This window comes from Undibacterium sp. CCC3.4 (genome assembly GCF_034347425.1).
Lineage (GTDB): Bacteria > Pseudomonadota > Gammaproteobacteria > Burkholderiales > Burkholderiaceae_D > Undibacterium.
Genome location: NZ_CP133779.1, coordinates 4217343 through 4236405, shown reverse-complemented (window position 1 = coordinate 4236405; position 19063 = coordinate 4217343). Strand labels below are relative to the sequence as shown.

At 48.2% G+C, this 19063-nt stretch carries 12 protein-coding genes, 1 tRNA gene and 1 pseudogene; 8 read left to right on the top strand and 6 right to left on the bottom strand.

From position 1 onward, the window contains the following. Positions 1–181: 181 nt before the first annotated feature. A complete protein-coding gene (locus RHM61_RS18725; RefSeq protein WP_322251133.1) occupies positions 182–1948 on the bottom strand; it encodes a GGDEF domain-containing protein in 1767 nt (588 codons plus the stop codon). Between the two features lie 352 nt (positions 1949–2300). Between RHM61_RS18725 and RHM61_RS18720 the strand changes: the two genes are divergently transcribed. Next, positions 2301–2390 (top strand) — tRNA-Ser (locus RHM61_RS18720). Between the two features lie 498 nt (positions 2391–2888). Here the strand turns inward: RHM61_RS18720 and RHM61_RS18715 are convergent. Beyond that, a complete protein-coding gene (locus RHM61_RS18715) occupies positions 2889–3329 on the bottom strand; it encodes a type II toxin-antitoxin system VapC family toxin (protein WP_322248826.1) in 441 nt (146 codons plus the stop codon). Further along, positions 3326–3580, bottom strand: coding sequence for an AbrB/MazE/SpoVT family DNA-binding domain-containing protein (locus tag RHM61_RS18710; RefSeq protein ID WP_322248825.1), 255 nt, complete (start codon positions 3578–3580; stop codon positions 3326–3328). The genes RHM61_RS18715 and RHM61_RS18710 overlap by 4 nt, the downstream gene beginning before the upstream one ends. Positions 3581–3784: 204 nt before the next feature. On the opposite strand from RHM61_RS18710, the pseudogene RHM61_RS20295 reads away from it, so the two are divergent. From RHM61_RS20295 to RHM61_RS18670, 7 genes and pseudogenes are all read left to right on the top strand, one after another. Further along, positions 3785–5802, top strand: a pseudogene (locus RHM61_RS20295) (type I restriction-modification system subunit M). Then, positions 5799–7679 carry an ATP-binding protein gene (locus RHM61_RS18695; protein WP_322248823.1) on the top strand — a complete coding sequence of 627 codons (1881 nt, stop codon included), beginning with the start codon at positions 5799–5801 and terminating at the stop codon, positions 7677–7679. The pseudogene RHM61_RS20295 and the gene RHM61_RS18695 overlap by 4 nt, the downstream one beginning before the upstream one ends. Next, the gene (locus tag RHM61_RS18690; protein ID WP_322248822.1) at positions 7676–8980 is read left to right on the top strand and encodes a restriction endonuclease subunit S; all 1305 of its coding nucleotides are present in this window, start codon (positions 7676–7678) and stop codon (positions 8978–8980) included. Before RHM61_RS18695 ends, RHM61_RS18690 begins: the two co-directional genes overlap by 4 nt. Further along, complete coding sequence (locus tag RHM61_RS18685) at positions 8977–9321, top strand: hypothetical protein (RefSeq protein WP_322248821.1); 345 nt, start codon at positions 8977–8979, stop codon at positions 9319–9321. The genes RHM61_RS18690 and RHM61_RS18685 overlap by 4 nt, the downstream gene beginning before the upstream one ends. Then, a complete protein-coding gene (locus RHM61_RS18680) occupies positions 9318–12545 on the top strand; it encodes a type I restriction endonuclease subunit R (RefSeq protein ID WP_322248820.1) in 3228 nt (1075 codons plus the stop codon). Before RHM61_RS18685 ends, RHM61_RS18680 begins: the two co-directional genes overlap by 4 nt. Before the next feature lie 10 nt (positions 12546–12555). After that, positions 12556–13860: an ISL3 family transposase gene (locus tag RHM61_RS18675; protein ID WP_322248819.1), complete on the top strand. Its 1305-nt coding sequence runs from the start codon at positions 12556–12558 to the stop codon at positions 13858–13860. A 133-nt stretch (positions 13861–13993) separates the two neighbouring features. Next, positions 13994–14992: a hypothetical protein gene (locus RHM61_RS18670; RefSeq protein WP_322248818.1), complete on the top strand. Its 999-nt coding sequence runs from the start codon at positions 13994–13996 to the stop codon at positions 14990–14992. Between the two features lie 444 nt (positions 14993–15436). On the opposite strand, the gene RHM61_RS18665 is transcribed toward RHM61_RS18670, so the two are convergent. The 3 genes from RHM61_RS18665 to RHM61_RS18655 all read right to left on the bottom strand — a co-directional run bounded on the left by RHM61_RS18665 (position 15437) and on the right by RHM61_RS18655 (position 18993). Further along, complete coding sequence (locus tag RHM61_RS18665) at positions 15437–15583, bottom strand: hypothetical protein (RefSeq protein ID WP_322248817.1); 147 nt, start codon at positions 15581–15583, stop codon at positions 15437–15439. A 493-nt stretch (positions 15584–16076) separates the two neighbouring features. Further along, positions 16077–18104 carry an ATP-binding protein gene (locus tag RHM61_RS18660; protein WP_322248816.1) on the bottom strand — a complete coding sequence of 676 codons (2028 nt, stop codon included), beginning with the start codon at positions 18102–18104 and terminating at the stop codon, positions 16077–16079. A 40-nt stretch (positions 18105–18144) separates the two neighbouring features. After that, on the bottom strand, positions 18145–18993 hold the full coding sequence (locus RHM61_RS18655) for a phosphate/phosphite/phosphonate ABC transporter substrate-binding protein (RefSeq protein WP_322248815.1): 849 nt from the start codon (positions 18991–18993) through the stop codon (positions 18145–18147). Between the last annotated feature and the right edge of the window lie 70 nt (positions 18994–19063).

The window sequence follows — 19063 nt, the reverse complement described above, 5'->3', positions numbered from 1 at the left end:
TCTGCGCGAAAATCCTTCCCGTTCAGAGGCTGTCGCAAAAGAATTTTCAGTCGGTATCACTATCCCCTGGTCGGCAGTCACGTCATTCCCGCGCGTTTTTGCTGGGAACCTGGCGGCGTTTCAGATGCAAAAATGTCGGTCCGACTTGCGACAGCCTCTTTAGGGCGGCGTCGCCATCGACTCAGTTGAGGGGCGGGGTGTCGATATCGATGCGGCGATCAATGAATAAACTGTTGCCGTGGATTTTTTTGGCTTGCTTCTTTGCATCCGATGCCGCCAGTGAAATTTGATGGTGAGAATAAAATTTATTCGCACTCGATTTCACGACACCAAGCGAGAGGCAGACCAGTGGATAAAAAACTTTCTGGCCTTGCCGATCTTCACTTAGATAACCGCCGCGTTCGCGATCTTCATTGCTGTAGAAATTTTGAATTGCCTCAGCGAAGCTTTGCAGTATATTGCGGCAGCGCTGTTCCCAGTCTTCGCTGCGAAACAGGATTAAAAAATCGTCGCCGCCGATGTGGCCGATAAAATCCTTGTGCGCATCGCAATGCTGCTTGAGAATTTCGCTGGTGATCTCGATGATATCGTCACCGCGCCGGTATCCGTAGACGTCGTTGAACGGTTTGAAATGATCAAGATCGCAATAGCAGGCATAGAAGGGCAGTTGTTTCTGTAATAACTGATCAATGTGCTCATTGATCGGCACATTGCCAGGTAATTGTGTGAGCGGATTGGCATAGCGGGCCGCCATGATTTGCATGTGCGTGATTTCGCGCATCAGATCTGGGCCACTGCAAATGCCGATGTACTGACCTTGATCGGTAATGATGATGCCATTAATTAAATGTTCAGGGTTCGCAGCGACGATGATGTGGCTGACATCTTGCATGCTGGTGTTTTTATCGACGATAACTGGATGGGGATCCATGAACAACTTGCACGATTTCTTGCCATACAGTTCGCGCTGATACGGCCGCGCAAAGCTGTCTATCATATGGTAGCGGTTGATGATGCCGATAGGTATGCCCTGGTCGACCACTGGGATGATTTGCAGCTTGGGCTGTTTTAAAAAAATATCATCGACCTGATTATTGAGCATGGCCGAGGTGACCGTGATCGAGGTTTTGAGTATTTTTTCGACCGCCGCCGCTTGCTCGAACACGCCGCGGCGTGCTCCTGAGGGGAGGTTGACGGTGAGCGCCTTGGTGACCTCGGCCGAGATGGCGCGGGTAGGCGTAGGATGCGGGCGGGCGATGTGGTAACCCTGTCCGCAGGCTACTCCGAGTTGCCGCACCATCAGCAGCTCGGCCTGATTTTCTATGCCCTCGGCGATGACGCGGGTGCCAGATTCTTTGGCGATACTTTGAATCGAGCGCACAAATTGCGCTTTTACCGTATCGTGGTTGATACCCTGAATGAAGTGCATGTCGATTTTAACGTATTCGGGCTTGAGCTCCGACCACAGCCGCAGGCTGGAAAAACCTTCGCCGAGATCGTCGATGGCGATTTGAAAACCCATCTGGCGATAGTGGCGCACTGCTTCGCACAATAATACGTAATCGTGGGTCGGTTGATATTCGGTCAGTTCGATGACGACACGCTGCGGATTGATGCCGAGTTCATGTATGGTATCGAGCGTTTCGCCATAGCGCACATCGCGGTGCAGTAAGCATTCGGGGCTGACGTTGAGAAATAATTTTCCCGGTAATTTTTGTGCGGCAAATTGCTCGAGTACGACACGCCGGCATAAATGCTCGACGCTGACGGTTAAATTATGTTCGGCCGCGACCTTGAACAGATTGATCGGTGCATGCAAAACACTATCGGAGGGGCCGCGTATCAAACCTTCGTAACCGAGAATTTCACCGTTATGCATTTCTATAATCGGTTGAAAACGCGCGGTGAGGCTACGCTCTTTAATTATGCGCTGCAACTGCTCAAGCATGGAGGTTTCCGGCGAGGTTGGCGTCGCGACTATGGTATGCGCAAGCGGCAGCGGCAACTGCGGCAATAGCGGCAGTTGTAGAGCAGGGGCCAGAGCACTAGTCATCGCAGCGTTTCCGCAAAAGTAACAGCGAGTGCACCTGGCGCTTGTGACGGGAGTGCTGATAAGAGTTTCATCATCGAACTATAGCGGTCGATTATGACAACTATGTGTCAGAAAATTTCTTTAGTGCACTATTTGAGGAGAAAGTGATGATTTACTGCTCTTAAGAACTTTTCTTAGCCGGCTACTGGATAAAAGGGGATTTCTTTGCTATACTTTGTTGCTTCGTTTTTCAAGAAGCGAAGCACCTGGAGAGGTGGCAGAGTGGTTGAATGTACCTGACTCGAAATCAGGCGTACTAGCGATAGTATCGGGGGTTCGAATCCCCCTCTCTCCTCCAGATTCAAAAATAAGCCTGCATCATGCAGGCTTATTTTTTTTCAGAGAGAAGGGAGCCAAAGGTTTGGCTCCCGCGGGGGAGTCGAAGGGCCGCGCTTGCAAGCGCGGCAGCGGCCTGCGCAAGTGTAGGCGAATCCCCCTCTCTCCTCCAGAATTTGTATAGCAAAGCCCCGCACTGACCCTGAAAGTCTCTGTGGGGCTTTTGTTTGTGGGGTGTTTGCCTCTCCTTGCGTCTCTGCACGAACCAATCTGTTTCGCCCTATATCTATACTGATGTGGTATTTTTCTGTGGTATCGATCACCGTATGCCGCACACCTATGCCACTCACCGCGAAACAGGTTGCCGCAGTGCAGCCAAAAGACCGGCCCTATAAGCTCACCGATGCGCATCGCCTATACCTTTAGCTAACCGCAACCGCAATCCCCATCGTGCCATGGACAGGTGGCAAACGCCGTCTGGCCAAACACATCCTTCCGCTCTTCACTGAGCACACTTTTTTTAATCACTTGGGTTTTTCGCACCGTTAACGTGTTGTGCTGCTTGATCGAACGTATATGTTCCCTCATACGGTTCACCCCATTGATAAATTAAATATTTCGCCTTATTGATAATAAGGGCGTCAGGAAAATCTAAGATTCTCGTTCCATTCTTAGTTTTAATTGGTTCGGCATTCTTGAACTCATTCAATGCTGCCCAGATAGCTTGTTCACTTTCAAAGACAATGTTTGGCTCTGCAAGCAGGCCGTGGATAATGTCTGAAATTACTTCTCTCGGCACAGCATATCTGTCACCTTTTAAGGTCCAAATTGTTTCAACCAAGACCACATCAGGTATCAATATTTTTTCTGATTTTTGGAAAAGGCGGCGAACCTTTGCACACTGAATCACATCGTCATCAAGTAGTCGTCGCAATAAAACATTGGTATCAATTGCGATCATCCAGCATGCTTTCCAGACTGTCGCACAGAATGTTTCTTGCTTACCGTCGACTCAAGCGATTGTTCGTCGGTAAAGCCTTGATTGGCTTTGATGTGTTTAAGTAGTCCGTCACTGGTTCCCCTGAGCTTTTTGATGATGGTTATCCTGCCCTCATATTCCAAGAAGGAAAGATCGTCTCCAGGCTTTACCATCAGCCGATCACACAATTCTTTTGGCAAAGTTATTTGTCTTTTTTGGCTTAGAACTGGCATAGTGAATTCTCCTTACTTTTACTATATCAGTAAAGATATTGCTTTCTTTACTGGTAGTCAATAAGTAAATTTGGCTATATGCATTCTGAGGTTGGAAACAAGTTTTAATAATTCTAATCTTTCTGTTTGATTTGTGCAAAACATGGTTGCATGCATTGGAAATATGCTATGCTGTTTTGTGCAAAATCAGGTAGGAGTTAAGAAATGGCAGAACAAACCGGCTCAGCAGCATCTTTAGCGGATTTCATTTGGAAAAATGCCGAAGACCTTTGGGGTGACTTCAAACATACAGATTTTGGCAAGATTATTTTGCCATTCACTTTGCTTCGTCGTCTGGAGTGCGTTCTTGACCCTACTCGACAAGATGTTCGTGACGCAAACGAACTTCATAAAGACTCTGGCATCGACCTTGATCTTATTCTGCGCCAATGCACACGTTACCCTTTCTACAATACGTCAGAGTATGCACTAAGCACTCTGGGCGGCACCAAGACGCGACAAAATCTTCAGGACTACGTTGCTCACTTTTCAGACAACGCACGCATCATCTTTGAACAGTTCGATTTTTCCAACACAGTGATTCGGCTAGATAAGGCTGGGGTACTGTTTAAAATTTGCAAGAATTTTGCTGGAGTTGACCTACATCCAGATGTGGTGCCGGATCGTGTCATGAGCAATCTGTATGAGCACCTGATCCGCCGCTTCGGTGCAGAAGTCAATGAAGGTGCCGAGGATTTCATGACGCCGCGAGATGTCGTGCACCTTGCCACTTCCTTGCTATTGGATCCCGACGATGCCCTGTTCGAGTCTAATCCAGGATTGATCCGTACGCTCTATGACCAGACATGTGGTACCGGTGGATTTATTTCTGATGCCATGAATCATGTAGCAGATTACGGCAATCGTTTTAAAGTTCCACCAGTCATCATTCCCTATGGGCAGGAACTCGAACCAGAGACCCATGCTGTCTGCCTGACTGGCATGTTATTGCGAACACTTGAGTCGGACCCTGGGCGTGACCTGTCAAAGAATATCAAACTTGGGAGCACGCTTTCTAACGACCAATTCGCTGGACAAAGATTTCATTACGGCGTGTCCAATCCTCCATTCGGAAAAAAATGGGAGAAAGATCAAACAGCGGTCACTGATGAACACAAAGAGAAGAAGTACGACGGTCGATTTGGGCCCGGTTTACCCCGCATTAATGATGGATCCATGCTTTTCTTGCTGAATCTGGCCAGCAAGCTTGAACTCCCGGAGAACGGTGGGGGGCGCGCTGCAATTGTTTTGTCTGGATCACCTTTATTCAACGGTGGTGCCGGTTCTGGTGAATCCGAGATTCGACGATGGTTATTAGAAAATGATATGGTGGAAGCTATCGTATCACTGCCAACTGAGATTTTTTTCGCACTGGTATAGGTACTTATCTATGGATTTTATCCAATAAAAAGCCTGAAAACCGTCGCCACAAAGTTCAATTGCTCAATGCATCGGATCTATGGACATCAATTAAGAACGAAGGTAACAAGCGGCGAATGATCAGTGATGATCAGATCAGACAGATTGTAGACTTGTACGCTACTGCAGATAGTAGTGAACTCAGCCGTATGGTGGACTACCGAATTTTTGGGTATCGTCGTATTAAGGTGCTGCGTCCCCTTCGGATGTCTCTCCATATTACTGATGAATCTATAGTTAAACTCAAGCAAGAGAAGACTTGGGCAAAGCTCACCATAGAACAGCAAGTTGCATGGGAAGAAGCCTTGCAACCACGCAATGGTTTTAGTCAGCCATTTGCATGGGCGGAATCTTTTGTGACTGAAACCGTGAAAACTTCACAGGTTTTTGGAAAAGTTAGTAAACCATTTATCAAAGCTCTTATCAATGCCTTCGGCGAACGCGATCCTGCTGGAGAAGCTGTGCTTGATGCAGATGGAAACATAGTTGCTGATTCCGATTTGACGGACAATGAAAACGTTCCGCTAACAGAAGAAATTCGTGACTACTTCGCACGCGAGGTTCTTCCCCACTTTCCAGATGCTTATATTGACGAGACTTTCCGTGATGAAAAGGATAAAGAAATTGGACGTGTTGGGTATGAAATTAACTTCAATCGATTCTTCTATCAATATGTGCCACCGCGAAAATTGATCGATATTGACGCAGATCTAAAACAAGTTGAGGCGGAAATTGCTGAGTTGTTAGGTGAGGTTACACAATGACAGACTATCTCAGCCTCCTTAATACTTTGGATGAAAATGAGCGACTGGAGGCAAAGCGTGGAACCGAAATCGGCCCATCCATCCTAGAAACAGTTTGCGCTTTTGCCAATGAGCCCGGCTTACAAGGAGGTATATTGTTGCTGGGTGTAGTCCGCGACGAAAGCGACCTGTTTTCCCCTTACGTTGTTGAAGGCATATTGCATCCCGATGCGCTGAGCGCCTCACTTGCGACTCAATGCCGCGATCAGTTCAATGTCCCAGTTCGTGTCCAGATTGCAAGTGAACAGATTAGCGGTTGCACAGTTTTGGTTGTGACTGTTCCTGAAGCACAGCCAGGGGATAAGCCGATCTTTATCAAATCGCGCGGGCTACCCCGAGGTGCATTTCGCCGTATCGGAAGCACTGATCAGCACTGTACCGAGGATGACCTACAGGTCCTTTATCAGGGACGACAGATCGAAAGTTTTGATTACACAATTTTGCCAGATACATCGATGGCCGACATGTCGTTAGAAGCTATCGAAGAATATAGAAAAGTACGAGCAGAAGCGAATGCCGACGCCGAAGAACTACGCTGGAACGACGAAGAACTCCTTGAATCTCTTGGTTGTATCAGGCGCCATGAAGGAGTATGGAAGTTCACCGTAGCTGGGCTCCAATTATTCGGAAGGCAACAGGCGCTGCGACGTGTTTATCCGATGACCCGAGTAGACTATATTCGCGTTCCGGGCAAGGAGTGGATTCCTGACCCAGAGCGTCGTTTTGATTCCGTCGAGATTCGAGACTACTTGTTCAGAGCCATCCGTCGTGCGCTCGCCGCTGTGCTAGATGACCTTCCCGTGGGATTCGGTCTTGCAGAAGGAGATGCTCAGCGAAAGGACAAACCGATAATCCCTCAACGAGTGCTGCGTGAAGGCATCGTTAACGCGTTGATGCATCGCAGCTATCGCAGCCATGCCCCGCTGCAGATCATTCGTTATTCAAACAGGATTGAGATTCATAATCCTGGGCATTCGTTAAAATCACCAGAACATCTCGGTGAGCCTGGTTCTGTACCCCGCAATCCTCGTATAGCTGCCGTCTTACTCGACACACGATTTGCAGAAACCAAGGGTTCTGGTATTCGTGTTATGCGTGAAATGATGGTGGCAGCAGGTTTGGAACCACCGCTGTTCGAGTCCACTCGCAGTAATGATAGCTTTGTTGCACGGTATTACTTCCAACACTTCCTGAACGAAGAATCTATCGAATGGCTCAGTCGCTTTCGAGATCTTCACTTGTCCGACGAGGAGGCTCGTGCGCTTGTGGCGGTCCGTGAGCAAGGGGCCATTGACAATTCTATGTACCGCGAGCTCAATCGTGTTGATACCCTCAGTGCTAGCCAGTCCCTGAAGCGATTACGGGATGCAGGTCTATTGGAGCAAAAAGGGCGTGGTTCAGGAACATATTACCAGCCAACCTCATGTTTACTAGACGGCAAGAGAGAAGATGACACAATATCTAGTCAGACCGATGGCTTATCTAGTAACCTCGGGTCCTTATCTAGTAACCTCGGTGGCTTATCTAGTAACCTCGGAACCTTGTCTAGTAACCCCAATTGGCAAGAATTGCCAAAAGAGCTTCAAGAAATGGTCTCCTCGATGGGACAACGGACCCCGCCTGACAAAGTCCGCGAGGCCCTGATTCAACTTTGCAAATACCGGTCATGGCAAGCTTCAGAGCTAGCAGGTCTTTTTAATCGCAACGCTGACTATTTAGGAACTCAGTACCTTCGCCCTTTGGTTAGTGCTGGAGTGCTCGCTTACACCATTCCTGATCAGCCTAATCACCCACACCAAGCTTATAGGGCAGTTAGTGACGCGGAAGAATCAGAATGAGCCAATACAAACCTTACGCTTCATACAAAAATTCAGGGATTGAATGGATTGGCAATGTACCTGAGCATTGGGATGTAACAAGAATTAAACGCGCATCCTCTCTGAGAACTGAACGATGTACAGATGCTTCTGATGGATCGAATTACATTGGATTGGAAGATGTGGAGTCAGGCACAGGGAAGTACCGTCCAACTGAAGGCAGCTCTCGCCAAAATGAAGATTCGACCGTAGGTGTCTTCCGATCAGGCGATGTCTTATATGGGAAACTACGTCCTTATCTGAAGAAAGCGATCGTCACTGATTCAAACGGGCTTTGTTCAACTGAATTTCTTGTTATCCAGCCCAGATCAGTCATATCGGCATGGCTACATCAATGGATGCTAACAACTGTTGTAACACAACAGATTGAGGCTGGGTGCGAGGGCAGCAAGATGCCGCGAGCTGATTGGGAACATGTCTGTTCACTCCATGTACCATCACCAAAACCCTCAGAACAATCTGAAATTATTGACGTCCTTGATCGAGAGACCAAGCGCATCGATTCTCTAATTGCAAAGAAAAGCCGCTTTATTGAACTCCTGAAAGAAAAGCGCCAAGCACTGATCACGAACGCTGTCACCAAGGGGCTTGATCCCAATGTGAAAATGAAGGATTCAGGGGTAGAGTTGATTGGTGACATCCCAGTACATTGGTCTATAAAGAGACTTAAACATCTCCTTCAAAGCCCATTAAAATATGGTGCGAATGAGTCAGGAGACGACTCTATCTTAGAAGGTCCACGATATATTCGAATTACTGACCTCGATGAGTCTGGAAGCTTACGCAACAACTCAGTAAAACGCCTTCCGTTTGACATCGCACAGCCATACATGTTGGCAGATGGCGATATTTTGTTTGCTCGAAGTGGAGCAACAGTAGGAAAGACATATCGATATAAGTCTGAACATGGCCCAGCGTGTTTTGCGGGCTATCTCATTCGTGGTCGTTTTGATGCAAATCAAGTCATCCCAGATTTCATAGCTCTCGCAGTTCGTTCCTACTACTATTGGGATTACATCCAAAGAACAGCTATTCAGGCTACCATTGAAAATGTTGGGGCAGAACGATATGGAGAATTCCCTGTCTCGTTGCCCGACGTTCAAGAGCAGATGAAAATAGTCGAAACGGTGGACGCTGCGATGAACCGGATTGACCTGCTCATAAGAAAAACCCAACACAGTGTCAATCTCCTAAAAGAGCGTCGATCTGCATTCATTACCGCCGCCGTCACAGGCCAAATCGATCTACGGGAGTTTGCATGACAAAAACCGAAGCAGAAAATCTGGTGATGCGAGCATGGAAGTTAGCGGAAAGTTTAGATCATGGCTATTGCACAATCGAACACCTCATCGCTGTTGCCTACCGGGATAATAATGAACTTTGGGCAGACGTCACGAAATTCATTATCGATAATGCTCCCGAACTTCAATCAGGTGAAACCCTTGGTCCAACATTAGGTTTTCAGAGAATTACAAAGAGAATGTTAATAGATGGCTCGGATCTTGTTTCTGCAATCACCGCTGAAGGTGCAGATGCGTGGGGTCCAATATTTTTGGCACGACACGGTGTGACTGAAGCAAAGAGACTAAAGGCAAAAATATGAGTGATACCGCGCACCAAGAAAAGCATTTCGAAGCCTACATCGTTTCCAAACTGGAAGCGCAAGGCTGGAAAGTCGGCAGTACACTCCAGTACGACACCGAGCGCGCTCTATACCCAGATGATTTGATCAATTGGCTTGAAGTTACTCAACCTGAAAAGTGGACCAAGCTCTGCAAGGATAACGGCGAGCGAGCCCGTGATATCTTGATGGATCGCTTAGCCAAGGCACTTGATCAACACGGCACCATGCATGTATTTCGTAATGGCTTTTCCATTGCTGGTTGTGGCCATTTGGATTTGTCGGAAGCTGCACCTGAGGACAAGCGCAATGAAACCGTACTCAAGCGCTATGCCTCCAACGTGTTGCGCGTTGTACCTCAGCTTCAATACCATCCAAGCAGAAAATTAGCCATTGACCTCGTGTTGTTCATCAATGGTTTGCCAGTTGCTACGGTTGAACTCAAAACCGACTTTACTCAGTCTGCTGAAGCGGCCATGGATCAATACAAAACTGATCGCTTGCCGTACGACTCCAAAACTAAACGCAAAGAACCGCTACTGACATTTAAACGGGGAGCTGTTGTTCACTTTGCTATGTCGGATTCTGATATTCAGATGGCGACAAAATTAGAAGGTGAAAACACGTTCTTTCTGCCCTTCAATCAGGGCAACGAAGGTCATGCTGGCAACCCCCAACGTGCAGACAAAGAATATCCGGTCGCTTACTTTTGGGAACAGGTTTGTCAACCTGATGCCTGGCTGCGTATCTTTCACAGTTTCGTTTATGTTGAGAAAAAGGACGTTGTCGACATCAAAGGTAACTGGTCCAAACGTGAAACCCTGATTTTCCCTCGCTACCACCAGTGGTCCGCTGTCAATGACATGATTGATGACGCCCGAAAAAATGGACCCGGTCTTTCATACCTGGCTGATCACAGCGCCGGTTCCGGTAAGACCAGCACAATTTCATGGACTGCCCATGATTTGGTCAAACTACGTAGAGATAATGGTGATACTATTTTTAGTAGCGTGATCATTGTCACCGATCGCACTGTGTTGGATGGACAAATTCAGGATGCGGTTAAACAGATTGACCACCAGTTCGGAGTCATTGCCGCCATTGATCGTCAAAAATCTTCAAAATCCAAGAGTAAACAACTCGCAGAAGCATTAATTGCAGGTACTCCAATTATTGTTGTCACCATACAGACCTTCCCCTTTGCGATGGAAGCCATCGTTACTGACAAAGCACTAAAAGGCAAAAACTTTGGTGTGATCATTGATGAGGCACATGCATCACAAACAGGCTCGACCGCCGCCAAACTACAGACCGCATTGGCCATGAGTGGCAACGGGAAGATGGCATCCTTGACGGTAGAGGAGCTTCTTGAGGAACTACAAAAATCACGGGCTAGACCTAACAACATCAGTTATTTTGCGTTTACGGGAACGCCAAAGCATTCCACTCTTATGCTGTTCGGGCGTCCGACAGATCCAACGAAACCAGCCTCCAAAACGAATCTTCCGCGCGCATTCCATCGCTACCCAATGCGTCAGGCCATTGAGGAAGGATTCATTCTTGATGTGCTAAAGGGATACATCCCTTACAAGACCGCTTTCAATCTTGCCAAACAGATTGAAGACACGAAGAGAGTCAGCGGGAAAAGTGCCAAACGGGCTTTGGCACAATGGATGTCATTACATCCTACCAATGTGACCCAGAAGGTGCAATTCATCATAGAACACTTCAGTAAGAACGTGGCGCACCGCCTTGATGGCAAGGCCAAGGCTATGGTGGTCACAAGCTCCAGGGCTGCGGCAATCCGTTACAAGAAGGGATTTGATGCCTATATCGGAAAGCACCCTGAGTATTCCGGCATTAGGTCATTGGTCGCTTTCTCTGGAAAGATGACTGGCAAGCAGGTTATACATGGCGATGATGTGGGTGACGTTGCTGAGATTTTTATGGTTGACGAAGGTGAGGAGTTTACTGAAGTCAGTATGAACCCTGATGTGGCTGGACAGGATTTGCGCATTGCGTTTGAACGACCTGAATACCGCGTCATGCTTGTTGCTGATAAATTTCAGACTGGATTTGATCAACCCAAATTGGTCGCCATGTACGTTGATAAGAAGATTGCCAATGATGTGGAGATTGTGCAAACTTTCTCCCGACTCAACCGGATGGCGCCAGGCAAGGATGAAGTTTTCATTATTGATTTTGTCAATGATCCAGCCAATGTGCGTAGAGCGTTTGACATGTATGACGATGGTGCCCAGATTGACGACATGCAAGACGTCAATGTCGTCTATGAGATCAAAGAAACTTTGGATGCCCAAGGGCTTTATGAATCAGAGGACTTGGAAGAGTTCAAGGAAGCCCGGTTCAAAACTATTCGAGACATCACTCAAGCTCAGGAACCACAGCACAAGGCGCTATATGCTGCAACCGAACGTCCAACCCGTGTATTCAATCAGCGCTTGAAAATGCTTCGTGATGCTATTGGAACGTGGGAGGCAGCTTTTGAAAAGGCCCACAGCACTGGCGATGAAACTGCAATGAAATCAGCAGATCATCATAGAAAAGAACATGCGGACCAGATTAAGACCTTAATTGCGTTCAAGTCAGGATTGGGTAGGTTTGTCCGTACGTATGCTTACATTGCCCAACTGGTGGATTTTGGTGATCCTGAGTTAGAAAACTATGCGGCTTTTGTGAAGTTACTTCAAAAACGATTGAATGGCGAACCTCCTGAGTCAGTGGATCTGAAAGGGTTGGTACTTACAGGATTTGATATTAAACGCAAGGATGATGTCCCAGTAGATGATAATGATCCAACTGTACTTAAACCGATTGGACCGGGTAGCGGAGGTAGTAAAGGTGAAGACCCACATTATCTAATGGAAATCATCGATCGCTTAAACCGCCTTTTTGGAGAGGTAACACCACTTCGTGACCAAGCGACTTTCGTTAATCATATCGTTGCGATCGCTCGTGAAAATGATGTTGTTATGGCTCAGGTTGAAAATAATTCACGTGAACAGGCACTGAAAGGGAATTTGCCAGGAGCCGTGCAACAAGGAGTCGTCAGGGCTCTGACGTCTCACCAAAAATTAGCTACCCTGGTGTTGAAATCTGACCGCCAGTCTATGGGGGCGCTGACAGACATAATTTACGAATTAATCCGCGATCGCAAAGATATAAACATTAGCGACATAGGTTGAGAGGCCAATAGTGTTCGACCTACTTAACTTGCCGGGAGTAAAACCGGTTGATTTGCATTATGGTAATCGTGTAATCACGGTTGTTGCCGAGGTACTCGAAGGCGAAGTACCATTCTGTCAGGAATGCGGTAAGCCTTTGCATCGACATGGACGCAGAACTAATATTTTTGCAGACACGCCAATGCAGATGCAGCCGGTACGGTTGGAGATTTCCAGACCACGGTATCGGTGTATTGGTTGCGCAAAGATATCAACTCCAGACTTACTGTTTCTCGATGAACGCAGGCGTGCCACCAAACGGCTTGTTGATGCTGTGCGCCAGCGATGTCTTGGAATGACGTTTCACGCGCTTGCTGAACAGACAGGCTTGGCCGTTAACACGATCAAGAACATTGCGCAGGATCTGATTGTTGATTTGGAGCGCACTGTTCGTTATGAAACTCCAGTCATCATGGGAATAGACGAAGTGAATCTAGCTGGTGACTACCGGTGCGTGATTACGAATCTGGCCACGAACAATGTCTTTGAAATGCTTGAGTTTCGCACCCAAGATCACATGATGCCGTTCTTTGAAAAACTGCGAGACCGCGAAAAAGTTGAGTGGGTCTGTACTGATATGTGGAGACCTTTCAAGCGATCATTCAGTCCATATCTGCCAAATGCGCGACTGGTCATTGATAAATTTCATGTCGTTAAGATGGCATCTGAGGCATTAGATGATGAACGTAAGAAATACCAAGCAACGCTTTCGAAAAATGAACGGGTGCATATCAAAAAGTCTATTCGGTGGTTGACCTTAAAAAGACCATCGAATTTGAATGCAGCAGAAAAGGAAGCTCTGGAAGTGGTGCGAAAGAGCATTCCAGAGTTAGCACTGGCATACGATTTCAAAGAAGCATTTTTCAGAATTTATGATGACCCGACAAAAGAATCGGCGATGCGTGCCTTCGAGGCATGGGAAAACTCGTTACCTGATAAGGAATTGGATAAATTTCATTCTTTAGCAAAAACGGTTCATAACCATTATGACGACATTTTTGCGTACTGGGATTCACCAAGTCAAATCACGAATGCTTACACTGAATGCCTTAACGGCCTAATCAAGATGGCAAATCGAATTGGTCGTGGTTACAGTTACGAGATTATCCGTGCGAAAACACTGTACGCAAAACAGGCTAGGAAAGTTGGTAGCGGAGTTCGCCTTCTTCCAAGTTCAGAATCTCAAATTTCAGCCAAGACTACATCTGAAACCATTGAATACGGACCACATATTCCAACCTTGATCGGTTTGGCTGAGGATGGCGATTTTGATTAAAAAGCACATTTCAAGTCTCAGTCTTCATATTGCTAAAAGATATAATAAAGTTACACACCTTTGGTTTTTTTTTAAAAAGCAGAAGTGATTCCAACATCCGGAGGAGTCAACTATTTACTAGAACTCGGTCTCGGTGCTGCTCGCAGCCGATACTGGTGTAGTCTCAGTCCATTTTTCAAGTGAGGTCAGCGCTTTGAACATCCAAAAAATCATCGGCAATCGTCAATTTTTAACTTTGCCTTTATGCAGCCTGTTGCTCGCTTGCGGTGGCGGCGGTGCGCCTGGTCCGACACCGACACCGACACCGATACCCACACCGGCACCGGCACCGACACCGACACCCGGCGCGCTAACGTATTTCTATTTTAGTTCTGGTCACAAAGCGCTTGATGTCTTGACTACACCACAGGCGAAGGCTGCATTGGCAAAATATTCGGATGTGATTGCTGGAATAGATGTCGGCGGAGATACCTCGTCGTCTGATTTTTTGAGCAGCGTGCAGAAAATGCGTACTCAGGGTTGGCGCTTGCACGTGTATTTAGAGGGGCCAGGCGGACCAACCGGTAATAGCTGGGCGCCAGATGAATGTGTGCGCGTACAAAATGCCGCCAAAATCTATGTCGCAAAATCGATCCCGGTCGGTGATCACTGCCAAGATGACAATGCCGATTGGATGAAGGAATGGAATCAAACGGGCTTTTTTAAACAGTTGCAACAACAATTGAGCGATCTACAGCCCTTGGGTGTGGTATCGGTGGAAGTAGATAATTTATACCGCGCCGGGTACGGTAACGGGGCTACGCCATTATCCGATTTCATTGTCCGCTTCAATAACGGTAAGGCTGCCAATAATCCGATAAGGCTATTACTGAAAAACATTGGCTCCCCCGCTGAACTGGATACTATTCTCGCTGCCAGTCCACGCACAGCAATTGCGAACTATATGATTTTGGAAGAAGATTTGAAAAATCAGTGGTGCGCTTTGCGAAGCACAGGCAAGAAATATGGCATCGTAGCGGGCTTTAGCTGGAATACTTTTGACTACCACTCCGAGGTTGATAGCACCGGTAAAGATCTTGTTTTATCCGGCCCGGCTCAAAGCGAACGCCAAAGCTTTGCATGTCCGCCTTAATCGGAATAGTGTGGCACCTTCTTACGACGATCCACTGGGCTTTGGGTATCGAGTTACCATTGAAACGGTATAGGTGAAAATCACTGATAGGTTGTTTTCGTCGGTCACCGCTCGACATAGTCGATTGGACTTTCATCAATTAATATAATCTCCTGAATATGCTAATTGACGATGATGCTGTGCACAATATTTCTCAACCAGTCAAAACCGTAAAAGATAGTGACAGAGACAATGATGGAAGAAAAGGAGGCAAAATCGAGAAGCCTAAGGCAACCACTGGAAATATGGGTACAAAAACTGTACGGATCTGGCAATTCCAACCAGCATAATCTCAAAGACAGTAGAAACTTTTCGACAATTCCAACCTTGGCAGCTAATACCAAATTTGGTGCCCATGGCTAAAATAATGTTACATCCAACCTCAGAATGCATATAGCCGTAAATTTAAGTAATTAAAGAACCGAAGATGGCATCATGAATCTCCACTATTTTATCGGCGTCAAGGATTGAAGTGTTAATAACGCGCTCAATGCGCTCAATCGCCTGCAGAATGTGGCCGAGGTAATCAGGGATGCGCAGCGCTTTGTTCATCAAAAATCTGACTAGGGTTTGAAACCCCGGCCTTCAGAGGCTGTCGCAAAAGGGTATTGAGTCAGTATCATTACCCTAACTGGTGGCCACGTCATTCCTGCGCGCTTTTGGCAGGAACCCAGCGGCGTTCGTGGTTAACTGAAAATGCCAGAAATTGTGGCATTTTCAGTGTAAAAAACGACGCTGGGTTCCCGCCAAAAGCATGCGGGAATGACGAGGCTGTGGCATGCAGGAATGACGAGGTATGCGGTGTTTCAGGTGTAAAAAACGTCCATCAGGCTTTTGCGACAGCGTCTTTTGGCCGGTGAGCGACGAAGGAGCGACGCGATGGGAGGGGATGCAAACCCCTTCCAGAGGCTTTTCCATCGTCGCTTGCGACGATCCATTAAGTTGCTACCGTTTACCGTATCGTCAGTGCACAGCAGGCGCGATGCCAGGTCGGTGCAGCCCAGCGCCGGTGGGATGGCTACTCAATCAATTATTTCAGCAGCTATCAAGTGCCACGACTGATGCTGTCGAGGACGGCATGCAGGGCTTGGCGATTGATGGGCTTGGTCAGATAGCCATCGATGCCGGCAGCCAGGGCCTCTTCTTGTTCGCTCGGCATGGCCGAAGCGGTCAGGGCGTAAATGGGGATGGCCTTGGCCGTGGCCTGCTGCTGCTCGAGTCGGCGAATTTCTCGGCTCGCTGCCATGCCGCTCATGACGGGCATTTGCATATCCATGAGGATGAGGTCGAAATCTCCCTGTTGCCAACACTGCAGCGCTTCCATGCCGTTAGTCGCGAGGGTGGTTTGATGCCCGAGTTTTCCCAGCAGGGTCAGAATCAAGGTTTGGTTGACGACATTGTCTTCGGCGATTAACACGCGCAAGCGGCGCAAGGCTTGCGTCGTAGCGCTGCTATCGCCAGGCTCGGCCAGCGTTGCAGCAGCGGCGCTGCTCGGCAGTTCTATTGGCAGTGACAGGGTGAAGCAACTTCCTTGATTCGGAGCACTGACCAGTGTGATGCTGCCACCCATCAGTTGTGCCAGGCGACTCGATATACTCAGTCCTAGCCCAGTGCCGCCGAAGCGGCGAGTGGTCGAGACATCCTGCTGGGAGAATGCATCGAAGATACGCGCTTGTTCGGCTTCCGGAATGCCGATGCCACTGTCGCTCACGCTGATGTGCAGCCAAGTGCGGCCGGCGGTATCGAGCGCGGTCTGCGCTTGCAATTCTATGCGGCCGTGATCAGTGAATTTGATCGCATTGCTGAGCAAGTTATTGACGATTTGGCTCAAACGAACCGGATCGCCGAGGATGCTGGCTGGCAGTTGTGGGCTGAAGGTGCAGTTGAGTACCAAAGCTTTTTTCTGCGCTGCGAAGCCAGTCGATTGACATAAACCAGTCAGCAGCGCTTGCGGGGCGATGGCGATGCTCTCGAGTTCGATTTTATTGGCTTCGATTTTACTGAAATCGAGGATGTCGTTGATAATCACCAGCAGATTATTGGCCGAATGATTGGCCATTTCCAGAAATTTTGTTTGCTCTTCGTCGAGCTCAGTATCGAGACAGAGTTCGATCATCCCCATGATGCCGTTCATCGGTGTGCGAATTTCATGACTCATATTGGCCAAGAAGGCGCTCTTGGCATGGTTCGCATTTTCCGCTACTTCTTTGGCGCTGATCAGAGCCAATCTGGCGAGTTCGCCGGCGGCGATCAAGGCGCTGATGTTTTCTAAAGTTGCGGCGATGTTTTGTTCGGTGCTGCTTTGGTCGACGGCATCGGGCAGCAGACTGATGAGAATCTGTTTGAGTGAATTCAGAGTAGTTTCGCGTTCACTCAGTTCGGCGCGTAATTGGCTGGCCGTGGTTTGCAGGGTAATCAGGGTTTGGCGAATTTCCAGCGGCGCATTGTCGATCAGGGTTTGGTTTTCACTGTCGCGTCCGGCCACCATGCCTAATTCCAGCACGCGGCTTTGTTTTAAACTACCGAGCCAGCGGTGCAGCGGGAACCAGATCAGTATCAGACCGCCGATGAAACTGGCCAGTGTCAGTGCCAGCGCCACTTGCATGGTCTGCCACATGCGCTCGGCAATCTGTTGATTATCAAAACTGAGTCTGAGTACGCCATAGTCTTGCCCACCGACGGTGATGACGCGATTATCATCGAACAGATGAGCGGTGATGCGGTCCATGATCCAAGAGGGAATATAGGCCGGCGTGTCATCGGATTTGCTGCGACTTTCTATCATTCCGGGGTGCAGAGAAATAAATTTCGCCGATGAAAAATTTCGACTGACGACCATTGATTCCAGCGTACGCTTGATGGTGTCGTAATCGCCAACGACGGCGCTGTCGGTGACGCTGTGGGCCGCCACTTCGAGCATGGAAGCAGCCGACTCTTGCACATCTTCGATTTCTTGGGTGAAGCGGGTTTCATAATACAGCGCCACGCCACTGCACATGAATGCCAGCCAAGTCACGGTATAGAGCGCATAGACGCGTAACACCAGTGATTTGGGTAAGATAAATTTCAGCAATCCCACGGGGCCTCGGCGATGGTGCGGTTGATCGTGTCGTTCAGCGCAGGCTGAGCGGTGCCGACTGATAGAATTTTCGGTAATTGACATACTCACTGCCATCTGAAGCGATGAAGAAGATATCGCCTGGCAGGCTGATTTTTTGCGCCGCTTGCCGCAATATTTCACGCCCTTGTGGATCGTCTTTCATTTCGAAGAAGGCTTTGGCTACGGCCTTCAGATCAGCCGGCTTGACTTTGCCAGACGCCATCAGTGCCAGATCATGGTAGGGCGTGGAACTCCATAGCACGCGAAATTTTTTATTTTCGCGCTGTGCGTAACTATCGATTAACTGTGAGTTACCGCCGACCGCTTGGACTTTACCAGCGGCCAGTTGGCCTAGGGCACCATTCTGATTGCCACCGAAGATGACGTTGATATCGATTTTCTGTTCGATCAAATGTGCCATCGGTACTTTGTAGGCGATCAGTGCTTCCGGTCCCGGGAAGGCGATGTCTTTGCCTTTTAGTTGCGCCAAGCTGGTGATGGCGGAATCGGCTGGCACCACGATTTGACCGCTGACCGGTGCCAAATTGCGCCGTCCGAAGACTTTCCAGCCGAGTTTTTCGCGTTCCGGAGCGAACAAATGGTTGGTGAAAGCGAATTCGACTTCTTGCGCCAGAACATAGCTGGTGGTGTCGGCTGAGGTGCGGCCGATTTTCAGCGCCAAATGCACACCACTTTTGTCTGCCACATAATTGATGATGGGATTCCAGTAGGCCGCGGTCAGATTGATGTCGTATTGGTTGACCGGTGAAAACCGATAGGTCGGGGCTTCATTGGCGGCTGCGCCCAGACTGCTCAGGTACAGGATGGCCGCGCACAGGCAGCAACGTAATTGACACAGCATGATCGCCTCGCAAGTAAAAAATTGCCTGATTATAGCCAAATAATGTTGCCGTAGAGTATTTCCCTGTAAA